Genomic DNA, 12353 nt, shown 5'->3' on the forward strand with positions numbered 1-12353 from the left:
ATTGAAAGCCTTTCCTAAATTTGATTATCAAGGTATTGAATATGATCTAACGCATTTAACTGCGTTTTCTTGTGACTATATTCAACCTGCTAAAAGTGATGGTACGGCGGAAAAACGATACCGCTGTATTATCGAGTTTAGTACACATTGTTTTACAAGAGGTGAAAATAAACGTAAGGGAGAAACGTTATCAGATATTGAACCTGCATTGCAGTATATAACGGCTAAAGAAACACGAATTTTTTGTTTCGAACGTTATCAGGTTTCAAAAATGTTGCCGCAAATTATGCGTGAAATTAGTAGAAACAAATGTTATTTCACTTCGGCTGATGATAAGTTTCTGACCATATCAGTAACGGATAAAAACGGTAAAAAAGTAGATTATGAAATTTACTTTTCACTTCAAAGAGCCAAATCTCCAAAACATGATGTACATATTTACATTAATAGTGCATATATACGGGATGGGGATTACAAAGAAAATCACGGAACAAAAGTAAGGAGAAAACCGGTCGGTTTCTTTGTGTTATTACATAATACATTGGTCAATAAGAGAATCAAACGCCCAAAGTAAAACAACCCTCACTTAAAAGCAAGGGTTGTCAGTACAGGCTTCGCTTTATAACTGCTCTTGGGCTAGTAGCCTAAAAAAGGCCGGACAAACGCTGAAATGGTTTCATGCCTGCTCATGCGTTTTGTTGAGTCAAATTGTACCACGATTGCAATAAGGCTCAAAATAAAAATTTTCAGACGACCCATATGCTTTGCATAGCCTAGAAGTCGCCTATCCTACTTTTAGATTTAAATTAACCTGAGAAAACAGCCATGTCCTGCGAACACCTAGTCATGTCATACAGCACCTTTTCCAAAACCAAAAACGACGCGCTTAAAGAGCCGATGTTTTTTGGTCAGCCTGTTAATGTTGCCCGTTATGACCAGCAGAAATACGAAGTATTTGAAAAACTGATTGAAAAACAACTGTCTTTCTTCTGGCGGCCGGAAGAAATCGACGTGTCGCGCGACCGTATCGACTACGCCAACCTGCCCGAACATGAGAAACACATTTTCATCAGTAACTTAAAATACCAAACCCTGCTCGATTCCATCCAAGGCCGCAGTCCGAACGTTGCCTTACTGCCTTTGGTGTCGATTCCCGAACTGGAAACTTGGATTGAAACGTGGAGCTTCAGCGAAACCATTCACTCGCGCAGCTATACCCATATTATCCGCAATATCGTCAACGACCCGTCGGTCGTGTTTGACGACATCGTGCAGAACGAATACATCATCGCCCGCGCCGAAGACATCGCCTGCTATTACGATGATTTAATCGAATATACTCAGTATTACAACCTGTTGGGCGAAGGAACGCACAATGTCGGCGGCAAGCTCGTTACCGTGTCTTTGCGCGAGTTGAAGAAAAAACTCTATCTCTGCCTGATGTGCGTCAACGTGTTGGAGGCCATCCGTTTCTACGTTTCATTCGCCTGCTCGTTTGCCTTTGCCGAGCGCGAGTTGATGGAAGGCAACGCCAAAATCATCAAACTGATTGCCCGCGACGAAGCCCTGCACCTGACCAGCACCCAGCATATGCTCAACCTGATGCGTGCAGGTTCAGACGACCCTGAAATGGCGGAAATCGCCGTCGAATTGCAGGACGAATGTTTCAAACTCTTCAAAAAAGCGGCGGAGCAGGAAAAAGAATGGGCGGCCTATCTGTTTAAAGACGGTTCCATGATTGGTCTGAACAAGGAAATTCTGGCGCAATACGTCGAATACATCACCAACCTGCGTATGCAGGCGGTCGGTCTGCCCGCCGGATTCGAAGGCGCTACCCAAAACCCGATTCCGTGGATTAACGCGTGGCTGTCGTCCGACAACGTGCAGGTCGCGCCGCAGGAAGTGGAAATTTCTTCTTACTTAATCGGTCAGATCGATTCCGAAGTCAGCGCGGACGATTTGGGCGATTTTGAATTGTAATCGGGCTTAGCGGCTTTTCTGTAGTTTCATGGTCTTTGAGGCCGTCTGAAAACTTTCAGACGGCCTTTCGTCCCCAAAATAACGATATGATACTTATCAGCACACACGACAAAACCTTCGAGCTTCAAGAGGGCGAAACCTTATTGGAGGGCTTGGAGCGCACCGGCCACGAGGTCGAATACCAGTGCCGCAGCGGCTATTGCGGTTCCTGCCGCGTCAAAATATTGGACGGCAGGGTGTCCTACGACGATTTCCCGCTGGCGTTTGTCGCGCCCGGCGAAATTCTGCCGTGTTGCTGTCGTGTGAATGAGGATATTAAGGTCGATTGCCGCGGGCGGGTGAGCGAACCGGACTTGTTTGATGTCGGCTTGTTTGATGAACAGGATTGAAGTTGCTGTTCCAAATGATTTTAAAATACAAAAGGGCCGTCTGAAAAACCTTGCAACAGGTTTTCAGACGGCCCTTTATAGCTGATTCACTTAATTTAATTCCCGATACAACACACCTACGTCAATCGTCATTCCCGCGCAGGCGGGAATCCAGAGCGTGGAATTGAAGAAACTGTTTTTCCCGATAGGTTTCTGTACAGATAGGACTGGATTCCCGCCTGCGCGGGAATGACGAGGTTAATAAACAAGTTGTGTCGAAGTAAGTGGTTTAACTATATTTGATTTTATTTGTCCACGGCAATTTTGTTCGGCTGTATATTTTCGTATTGCGTCGATTCGTCGCCGTAATACAGCACGCCGAGTTTGATGGGGATGCGGCCTTGCGATTTGCGGTGGGCGTTGGAGTCGCGCAGGGAGTAGGCGCAGCCGCAGTATTCCTGCTGGTAGAAGTGTTCGCGTTTGCTGATTTCGATCATGCGCGCGCTGCCGCCGCCTTTGCGCCAGTTGAAATCCCAATAAACGACGTCGTCGTAAGGCGCGGCGGCGCGGTGGCCGCAGTCGTTGATTTGCGCCATGTTTTTCCAGCGGGAAATGCCCAGCGAGCTGGTGAAGACGGGGAAGCCGTTTTCGTGGGCGTATTGGGCGGCTTTTTCGAAACGCATGTCGAAACACATGGTGCAGCGGATGCCGCGTTCGGGTTCGAATTCCATGCCTTTGGCTTTGGCGAACCATTCTTTGCGGTCGTTTTCGTAGTCGTCGTCTTTGTCGATGAAGGGGATGCCGAATTTGTCGGCGAAGCGCATGTTTTCTTCTTTGCGCAACATGTATTCTTTGAGCGGGTGGATGTTGGGATTGTAGAAGTAGATGGTGTAGTCGATGCCGCTGGCGAGCATGGCTTCCATCACTTCGCCGCTGCACGGGGCGCAGCAGGAATGCAGCAGGACTTTTTTATGGCCGCCGGGCGGGACGAGGACGGGGCGGTCGATGGGGGTAACTTGCGGGGTATCGTGTTGGTTCATGGTGTGTCATTGCCTTTCAGACGGCCTTGAAGCAGGCCGAAGGCCGTCTGAAAAAGAGTATTGGGATAAATGCTTATTTTAACAGAAATCGGGCGGAACGGCCGCCATGCCGCCCGAAGGAATGTTTCAGACGGCATGATTAGGGCCGCGATACTTTAAGCATATGGACAAGCCTTGCCGACTGGTCTATCGTTCGATGCGCATTATGCATCCCGTCTGTCGTTTCCGGTGCGGCGGTGCCGCCGGCCGGGGATCGTCGGCAGACTTTTTATATTGACTACATCTGAAGAGGCTGAGAAACATGACTGTCCGTATCGAACGCGATTTGCTGGGCGACCGCGAAATCCCCGCCGAGGCGTATTGGGGCATCCATACTTTGCGCGCGGTGGAAAACTTTAAAATTTCCAATCAAAAAATTTCCGACGCGCCGCAGTTTGTCCGCAGCATGGTGATGGTGAAAAAAGCGACCGCGCAGGCAAACGGCGAATTGGGCGCAGTAAAACCCGAAATCGCCGCTGCCATCGAAAAGGCTTGCGACGAAGTGTTGCTCAAAGGCCGCTGCCTCGACCAATTCCCGTCCGACGTGTATCAGGGCGGCGCGGGGACTTCGGTCAACATGAATACTAATGAAGTCATCGCCAACCTTGCTTTGGAAATATTGGGCTACGAAAAAGGCCGCTACGACATCGTCAATCCGATGGACCATGTGAACGCCAGCCAGTCCACCAACGACGCCTATCCGACCGGCTTCCGTTTGGCAGTGTATGACAGCGTCGGCGGACTGCTGGAAAAACTGGCGTTGCTGAAAGACGCGTTTGCCGCCAAAGCCGATGAGTTTAAAGATGTGTTGAAAATGGGTCGTACCCAGCTTCAAGACGCCGTACCGATGACGGCGGGGCAGGAGTTCCAATCTTTCCAAGTATTGCTGGAAGAAGAGATTGTGAATCTGAACCGCACGCGCGCCTTGCTGTTGGAAGTCAACTTGGGCGCAACCGCCATCGGCACGGGTGTGAACACGCCGAAAGGCTACGCGGCTTTGGCGGTGAAAAAATTGTCCGAAGTCAGCGGCTTGGATTGCAAACTGACCGAAAACCTGATTGAAGCGACTTCAGATTGCGGCGCGTATGTGATGGTACACGGCGCATTGAAGCGCACGGCGGTGAAATTATCGAAAATCTGTAACGACTTGCGCCTCTTGTCGTCCGGCCCGCGCGCCGGTTTGAAAGAGATTAACCTGCCGGAAATGCAGGCAGGCTCGTCGATTATGCCCGCCAAAGTCAACCCCGTGATTCCCGAAGTGGTCAACCAAGTCTGCTTCAAAGTCATCGGCAACGACACCACCATCACCTTCGCCGCCGAAGCGGGGCAGTTGCAATTAAACGTGATGGAGCCGGTCATCGCGCAATGTATGTTCGAAACCATCTCCCTCTTGGGCAACGCTGCGGTAAACCTCGCCGAAAAATGCGTCAAAGGCATTACTGTCAACCGCGAAATCTGCGAACGCTATGTGTTCAACTCCATCGGCCTGGTCACTTACCTGAACCCGTATATCGGACACGGCAACGGTGATTTGGTCGGCAAAATCTGCGCCCAAACCGGCAAAGGCGTGCGCGAAGTCGTACTCGAACGCGGCCTCTTGAGCGAAGCGGAACTCGACCGCATCTTGTCGCCGGAGAATCTGGCAAACCCGCATCGGGGCACCTGATTCGGCTTGAAATAAGCGAAAGGCCGTCTGAAACAACGTTTTCAGACGGCCTTTTTCGGTTTATCCGTTTACTGGCGGTAGCTGCGCAGGAAACGTTCCAGCTTGTCCATCGCCTCTTCAATCTGGTAAACGTGCGGCAGCGTAACGATGCGGAAGTGGTCGGGCCTGATCCAGTTGAAACCGCTGCCCTGAACCAGCAGCACTTTCTCGCGCACCAGCAGGTCGTAGATGAATTTCATGTCGTCGCGGATGCCGTACATTTCGGTATCGATTTTGGGAAACATATACAGCGCGCCCATCGGTTTGACGCAACTGACACCGGGGATTCGGTTCACCATTTCCCAAGCCTTGTTGCGCTGTTCCAGCAGGCGGCCGCCTGGCAGAATCAGCTCGTTGATGCTCTGGTAGCCGCCCAAGGCCGTCTGAATCGCGTGCTGCATCGGCGTGGTGGCGCACAGGCGCATCGAGGCGAGCATATCCAGTCCTTCGATATAGCCTTTGGCATGTTCTTTCGGGCCGTTGAGCAGCATCCAGCCTTGGCGGAATCCGGCCACGCGGTAGGCTTTGGAGAGGCCGTTGAAGGTGATGGTCAGCAGGTCGGGGGCGAGGGCGGCGATGTGGTGGTGTACCGCGCCGTCGTAGAGGATTTTGTCGTAGATTTCGTCGGCGAAGATAATCAGGCCGTGTTTGCGCGCCAACTCGGTGATTTCGAGCAGGATTTCTTTGCTGTACACCGCGCCGGTAGGGTTGTTGGGATTGATGACGACGATGGCTTTGGTTTTGGGCGTGATTTTGGCTTCCATGTCGGCAAGGTTGGGAAACCAGTCGTTTTCTTCGTCGCACAGATAATGGCGCACCGTACCGCCCGCCAAGGTAGCGGCAGCCGTCCACAACGGATAGTCGGGCGCAGGAATCAGGATTTCGTCGCCGTCGTTCAGGAGTGCCTGCATGGACATGGTAATCAGTTCGGACACGCCGTTGCCGATATAGACATCGTTTACCGTGATGTCGCGCAGGCCTTTGGTTTGGTAGTAGTGGACGATGGCCTTGCGGGCGGAGTAAAGCCCTTTGGAATCGCAATAGCCTTGCGAGGTCGGCAGGTTGCGGATAACGTCCACCAGAATTTCATCGGGCGCTTCAAAGCCGAACGGGGCGGGGTTGCCGATGTTGAGCTTGAGGATTTGATGGCCTTCTTCTTCGAGTTGCAGGGCTTTTTTGTGTACGGGGCCTCGGATGTCGTAGCAAACGTGGTCGAGTTTGGAAGATTTCGGGAATTTTTCCATGGCGTGTGTTCCGTGAAATTGTCAACAATATTGTAAATGTACATTGTTTGCCGCCGGATGGAAAGGCGCAACGGGGATTATTTTATGTTAAGCCATGAGGCCGTCTGAAAAACAGTTTCAGACGGCCTCATGTGGAACGATCAGCCGAAAGACCGCCCGCCAAATTCCCTTTCCGCAGGATTCTGCTGCACAGAAATTTCCCTCGCTGCTGTTTGCTGCCGTTCCTGTTCCATCCTTTCCTGCGCTTTGGCATTGAAAACATCAACAACTTCGCGGTTCTCCGCCAAAACCTGTTTGGCGAAAGAGCCGTCCTTATCGTTGAGCAAGCCTTGAACCAAGGCATGGAATTTATCTGCTTGGGATAGCGGTTTTTCACGGGTCGGAGCGGTAACGTCCTCGATGTGTTTGTCTCTGCGATGGGCATCGGCGGGATGTTTGACACCGTAAGCCGTATTCATACGGAAGTTTTTTAAATCTTCCATATCCAGTTTGCCTTCGACTTTAACCGTGCCGCCGTTTTTCCCCGGAAGTTTGATACCCGCATCGCGTTCCGACATATTCAGGAAATGTTCCAACGACATGTTTACTTTTCCTCCATATTGGTTGCCTATATCGGCAATAAAGACTTGTGCCTGCATACTGGATTGCAGGAATTTTTTATTGTCAGGATTTGTAATTCTAGAGATAACGTCATTTACCTTGTTAACTTTGTCGTCAAGTGCCTTATCGTAATCCTGATTGATTAATGAGATACCGGTTTCGGAAGCCAAAGCCTGATTCAATTTCGGTTTCAAATTTTGATACACCTGTTTGTCTTCGGCAGACATTTTATTGAACGGCTTGTATAGATGAATTTGCATCTGCTTTATTTCATTATCGGAAATAAAACGGTTGCCTTTTGAGTCTGCTGCCTCTCGCGCAATCCGTTCCAATAATTGCTGTCCTTTGTCATTGCCGCCTATGTCGTATTGGATGGGGCCGAAGCTCGGACCGCTGGCAGCCTTCTCCGCATTCGATATTTTGTACGCGCCGCGCCCGCCCGACAATTCGTTTACCATCATTGTCTGATGGATATAGTATTTCAAACCGTCTTCCAGTTTCAGATGGTCTCCGCCTGTAAAGCGACTCATATCAGTCTCCTAAAAAAATTAAAAACGTTCCAATGCCTTCAAATGAAGTTTCGTCTGTTCAATGGCGCAAAGAGAATAAATCCTGTCCGCAGGTGTTTTCAAATCGGTCGTTACCGTCGGGTCGTCGCAAAGTTCTTCTTTGTAAGCCTCCCATTTCGAGCGGACGCTTGCAAAATACTGTTTGGACAATCCGTGCAGTTTTCGGTCTTTGGCTGCTGCACGTCGGAACAATTCTTCATACTTCTTCTTCAGCTTGTCCTCGAATTTCCCTAAAGTAATACTCAAGCAATCGTCACTCATCAGATTGACAGGCTCTGGACAAATAGCCCTGTTCTGTTGCTTTGCATCTTTTTCGTTAGTTTTTTCAGACGGCCCCGCCGCACCGACACAGGCGGCGGATGTCATTATTGCCAGCAACGGCAGAATGTAACGGATTTTGTGTTTCGACATATCAGTCTCCTAAAAAAAATCAAAAACGTTCCAATGCCTTCAAATGATGTTGTGTTTGTTCGATATAACACGTATAAAAAACTCTGTCCGCAGGTGATTTTAAATCAGTCGTTACCGTCGGATCATCACAGAGTTCGTCCCGATAAGCCTCCCATTTTGAGCGGACACTTGTGAAATACTGTTTGGATAAACCGTGCAGTTTTTTGTCTTTGGTGGCAGCTCGCCTAAATAAATCTTTATATTTTGTGTTCAATTTGCCTTCGAACTCCCTTGATGTAAGCCTCAAACAATCATCGTCCATTTCTTTTACAGGTTCAGGGCAAAGATTCTTTTCCTTCTGCAGTTTAAGCGCATTTGCAGCTTTTTCAGACGACCCTGCCGCACCGACACAGGCGGCGGATGCCATCACGGCCAGCAGCGGCAGAATGTAACGGGTTTTGTGTTTCGAAATAATTCATCTCCTAAAAAGTTATTGTGTGATTGATAGGGCCGTCTGAAAAGTTTTCAGACGGCCTTCCATGTTCAAATCGCTATCAGGCGGGCATTCAATCAATACAAGCCTTCGCGCTCTTCGCGGGTGGAAATGTAGATGTTTTTCACCTGCGTGTAAGCGGCGAGCATCATTTTGTGGGTTTCGCGGCCGATACCTGAAGTCTTGTAGCCGCCGAACGGTGCGCCTGCAGGCAGGCGGTTGTAGCAGTTTACCCAAACGCGGCCGGTTTCCAGCGCATTGGAAACGCGCAGGCAACGGTTGATGTCTTTGCTCCAAACTGCGCCGCCCAAGCCGTATTCGCTGTCGTTGGCCATTTTGATGACTTCTTCTTCGGTTTTGAATTTAATCACAGTAGCAACCGGGCCGAAGATTTCTTCTTGGGCAACGCGTGCGCTGTTGCTGCCGGCTTCAATCAAGGTCGGTTCGACAAATTCGCCTTTGCCCAACGCGCCTTCGATTTTCTTACCTCCGGTGATGATGCGGCAGCCTTCCTGTTCGCCGATTTTGACGTATTTCAAAATGGTCTCAAGCTGACCGGCGTTGACTTGCGAACCCATTTGGGTATCGTCTTCCCAAGGCAGGCCGACTTTGATTTTTTTGAACTCTTCCGCCAAGGCGTTGACGAATTTGTCGTAAATGCCTTCTTGTACGAAGATGCGCGAACCGGCACAGCACACTTGGCCTTGGTTGAACAAAATACCTTTTTGCGCGCCTTCGAGGGCTTTGTCGAACGGCATGTCGTCAAAGAAGATGTTGGCGGATTTGCCGCCCAGCTCCAAGGTAGCGGGAATCAGCATTTCGGCGGCGGCGATGCCGATGTGGCGGCCGATTTCGGTCGAACCGGTAAAGGCGAGTTTGTTGAAGCCTTTGTGGCGCAGCATGTATTCGCCGGATTTAGAACCGCGTCCGGTGATGATGTTCAACACGCCTTTAGGCAGCAAGTGGTTGATTTTTTGTGCGAACGACAACAGGCTCAGCGAAGTGCTGGAAGACGGGTGGATAACGATGGTACAGCCTGCGGCGAGTGCGGGGGCGATTTTCCAAGCCGCCATCAGGAAGGGGAAGTTCCACGGAATAATCTGACCGACTACGCCGATGGGTTCGCGCAATACGATAGACAGGTCTTCGGAGTCAAGCTGGGTGGCAGTGCCTTCTTCGCCGCGGATGACGCTGGCAAAGTAGCGGAAATGGTCGGAAGCCAGCGGGATGTCGGCGGCGCGGGTTTCGCGGATGGGTTTGCCGTTGTCCAGCGTTTCCTGCAAGGCGAACAATTCCAAGTTGTCGTCAATCACATCGGCGATTTTGTTGAGTATGGCGGCGCGTTCGGTGGTGGTGGTTTTGCGCCATGTTTTGAACGCTTCTTGCGCGGCGGCAACCGCAGCATCAACATCGGCATCGGATGCGTCGGTAAATTTGGCTAACAATTCTCCGTTGGCAGGATTGTATGAATCCAAAAGCGCGCCGGGTTTCGTCCACACGCCGTTAATCAAAAGGCCGTACTCTTTATCAAACGCATTTAAATCTTTTGCCATGATGCTGTCTCCTTGGTTGTCTTCATTGGGGTTCTGGACGTTTCTGCAATGCCTTTCGGAATTAGCATAGTATTTTTTCTCTTTTGGTTCAAGCACTAAAAATGATAATTTTCTCAAAGGCGGTTCGATGTAATTTTGCAAGAGCGTCTCAGGCCGTCTGAAAAACAAGATGGAGCGTAGGAATGAAATGAGTTCGTTAATATGTTTTAAACTTTCAGACGGCCTCTGCGACGATTTATTTGTAATAAATTTTCACTGCAAATCCCTTCGTGAATAATTTGTTATGGTATAACATTTTATTCCTTATTTTTCAAAAGGATAGGGAGTTGACACAGTGAAACGAAGGGGAGTATTCTCATTTATAGGTCGGGCGGCATCCCGCCGGCCGGACATAACCGCAACGCGGCAGCCAATCGGGCCGCCGCGTAAATTTACAGATTTCGTACGAATGCCAAGGAGAACACCATGAAGATGCAAGCTGTTGTTGTGAATCAAAATGTAGCAGGCGATGTAGAAGTTGTAGAACGCGAACTGCGCCCGTTGGAATACGGCGAGGCGTTGGTTGAAGTCGAATATTGCGGCGTGTGCCATACCGACTTGCACGTTGCGGCGGGCGACTACGGCGAAAAACCGGGCCGCGTGTTGGGACACGAAGGCATCGGCATCGTCAAAGAAGTCGCTCCGGGTGCGAACGCCCTGAAAGTCGGCGACCGCGTCAGCATCGCATGGTTGTTCCAAAGCTGCGGTTCGTGCGAATACTGTAATACCGGCCGCGAAACCTTGTGCCGTTCCGTATTGAACGCAGGTTACACCGCCGACGGCGGCATGGCGACCCACTGTATCGTCGATGCGGACTACGCCGTCAAAGTACCCGACGGCCTCGACCCTGCACAAGCTTCCAGCATCACCTGCGCCGGCGTAACCACTTACAAAGGCGTGAAAGTTTCCGGCGTGCGTCCGGGACAATGGATTGCCGTTTACGGCGCGGGCGGTTTGGGCAACTTGGGTGTCCAATACGCGAAAAAAGTATTCGGCGCACACGTCGTCGCCATCGACATCAACGATGAAAAACTGGCATTCGCCAAAGAAAGCGGCGCGGATTTGGTCATCAACGCCGCCAAAGAAGACGCAGCCAAAGTGATTCAAGAAAAAACCGGCGGCGCACACGCAGCCGTTGTCACCGCCGTATCCGCCGCTGCGTTCAACTCCGCCGTGGACTGCGTCCGCGCTGGCGGCCGCGTCGTTGCCATCGGCTTGCCGCCCGAATCTATGGACCTGTCCATCCCGCGTCTGGTCTTGGACGGCATCGAAGTGGTCGGCTCGCTGGTCGGTACGCGCAAAGACTTGGAAGAAGCCTTCCAATTCGGGGCAGAAGGCTTGGTGGTACCGAAAGTCCAATTGCGCGCTTTGGACGAAGCTCCGGCCATTTTCCAAGAAATGCGCGAAGGCAAAATCACCGGCCGCATGGTTATCGACATGAAAAAAGAATGCGGCTGCGGTCATCATTAATTTGATGCAGGCAGTTGAATGAAAAGGCCGTCTGAAACCCTGTTTGGGGTTTTCAGACGGCCTTTTGCCGTTATCTCCAATCTCTTAAATCCAATCAAAACGACTCATCCGCCCGCAGATAACGCCATTTGCCGGGCGGCAGTTTGCCCAGTTTGACTTTACCCATCCGAATCCGCTTCAGCCCGACGACGCGCAAACCGACGAGTTCGCACATACGGCGGATTTGCCGCTTTTTGCCTTGTTTCAACACGAAACGCAGCTGGTCTTCGTTTTGCCATTCTACTTTGGCAGGGCGCAGTTTCTCGCCATCCAAACTCAATCCGTGATTCAGCAAGGCAAGTCCTTTTTCGTCCAATTTGCCGCGCACGCGTACCAGATATTCTTTTTCGCTGCCGCTGTTTTCGCCGATAAGCTGCTTGGCGATGCGGCCGTCCTGCGTCAACACCAGCAACCCGACGGAATCGATGTCCAGCCTGCCGGCGGGCGCCAAGCTGAATTTGTGTTTTTCGCTGAACGGAATGCGGCTGTCGTCGCCTTCCCAACGGTTGTCGGCGGTAATCAGCTCGGCGGCGGATTTGTAGCCTTTTTCCGCCTGCGCGCTGACGTAGCCGACGGGCTTGTTGAGTAGGATGGTAACGCGCTCCGCCTGTTTTTCATGCGCCTGCCGGTTGAGGTCGATGCGGTCGCGTTCGGTTACTTTCTGACCGAGTACGGCGGTTTGCCCGTTGACCTTGACCCAGCCTTGCTCGATGTAGCTGTCCGCCTCGCGGCGCGAGCATAAGCCCAATTGCGCCATACGCTTGGAAAGGCGCATGGTTTCGTTTGAATCGTGTTCCATAATGGGTTCGCTTGGTGTGGATGAG

At 51.0% G+C, this 12353-nt stretch carries 12 protein-coding genes; 5 read left to right on the forward strand and 7 right to left on the reverse strand.

What is annotated here, in order from left to right; genetic code table 11:
* Nucleotide 1: 1 nt before the first annotated feature.
* The 3 genes from ACI43T_RS06600 to yfaE all read left to right on the forward strand — a co-directional run bounded on the left by ACI43T_RS06600 (nt 2) and on the right by yfaE (nt 2369).
* Nucleotides 2–574, forward strand: coding sequence for a hypothetical protein (locus tag ACI43T_RS06600; RefSeq protein ID WP_079874230.1), 573 nt, complete (start codon nt 2–4; stop codon nt 572–574).
* A gap of 272 nt (nt 575–846) precedes the next feature.
* Nucleotides 847–1980, forward strand: coding sequence for a class Ia ribonucleoside-diphosphate reductase subunit beta (nrdB, locus tag ACI43T_RS06605; protein WP_003756859.1), 1134 nt, complete (start codon nt 847–849; stop codon nt 1978–1980).
* Nucleotides 1981–2066: 86 nt separating this feature from the next.
* Nucleotides 2067–2369 (forward strand): class I ribonucleotide reductase maintenance protein YfaE, encoded by a 303-nt coding sequence (gene yfaE / locus ACI43T_RS06610; protein WP_405386023.1) that lies wholly within the window; start codon nt 2067–2069, stop codon nt 2367–2369.
* A 284-nt stretch (nt 2370–2653) separates the two neighbouring features.
* Here the strand turns inward: yfaE and ACI43T_RS06615 are convergent, their stop codons facing one another.
* On the reverse strand, nt 2654–3388 hold the full coding sequence (locus tag ACI43T_RS06615; RefSeq protein WP_009173270.1) for an epoxyqueuosine reductase QueH: 735 nt from the start codon (nt 3386–3388) through the stop codon (nt 2654–2656).
* A 301-nt stretch (nt 3389–3689) separates the two neighbouring features.
* Between ACI43T_RS06615 and aspA the strand changes: the two genes are divergently transcribed.
* Nucleotides 3690–5093 carry an aspartate ammonia-lyase gene (gene aspA, locus ACI43T_RS06620; protein ID WP_405386025.1) on the forward strand — a complete coding sequence of 468 codons (1404 nt, stop codon included), beginning with the start codon at nt 3690–3692 and terminating at the stop codon, nt 5091–5093.
* Between the two features lie 68 nt (nt 5094–5161).
* On the opposite strand, the gene ACI43T_RS06625 is transcribed toward aspA, so the two are convergent.
* The 5 genes from ACI43T_RS06625 to ACI43T_RS06645 form a co-directional block, all read right to left on the reverse strand.
* Entirely contained in the window at nt 5162–6376 is a 1215-nt protein-coding gene (locus ACI43T_RS06625) for a pyridoxal phosphate-dependent aminotransferase (RefSeq protein ID WP_405386027.1), read from the reverse strand.
* 140 nt (nt 6377–6516) lie between these two features.
* Nucleotides 6517–7506 carry a hypothetical protein gene (locus ACI43T_RS06630; RefSeq protein WP_405386029.1) on the reverse strand — a complete coding sequence of 330 codons (990 nt, stop codon included), beginning with the start codon at nt 7504–7506 and terminating at the stop codon, nt 6517–6519.
* A gap of 18 nt (nt 7507–7524) precedes the next feature.
* Nucleotides 7525–7956 (reverse strand): hypothetical protein, encoded by a 432-nt coding sequence (locus ACI43T_RS06635; protein WP_405386031.1) that lies wholly within the window; start codon nt 7954–7956, stop codon nt 7525–7527.
* A 19-nt stretch (nt 7957–7975) separates the two neighbouring features.
* Nucleotides 7976–8362 carry a lysozyme inhibitor LprI family protein gene (locus ACI43T_RS06640; protein ID WP_405386033.1) on the reverse strand — a complete coding sequence of 129 codons (387 nt, stop codon included), beginning with the start codon at nt 8360–8362 and terminating at the stop codon, nt 7976–7978.
* 143 nt (nt 8363–8505) lie between these two features.
* Complete coding sequence (locus ACI43T_RS06645; RefSeq protein ID WP_405386035.1) at nt 8506–9981, reverse strand: aldehyde dehydrogenase family protein; 1476 nt, start codon at nt 9979–9981, stop codon at nt 8506–8508.
* Between the two features lie 465 nt (nt 9982–10446).
* Here ACI43T_RS06645 and adhP point away from each other — a divergent pair, with 465 nt between their 5' ends.
* Nucleotides 10447–11490, forward strand: a complete 1044-nt coding sequence (gene adhP, locus ACI43T_RS06650) for an alcohol dehydrogenase AdhP (RefSeq protein ID WP_003764565.1) — start codon at nt 10447–10449, stop codon at nt 11488–11490.
* A gap of 94 nt (nt 11491–11584) precedes the next feature.
* Here the strand turns inward: adhP and ACI43T_RS06655 are convergent, their stop codons facing one another.
* Complete coding sequence (locus ACI43T_RS06655) at nt 11585–12328, reverse strand: pseudouridine synthase (protein WP_377080190.1); 744 nt, start codon at nt 12326–12328, stop codon at nt 11585–11587.
* Between the last annotated feature and the right edge of the window lie 25 nt (nt 12329–12353).

The organism is Neisseria oralis, assembly GCF_045062685.1.
GTDB lineage: Bacteria > Pseudomonadota > Gammaproteobacteria > Burkholderiales > Neisseriaceae > Neisseria > Neisseria oralis.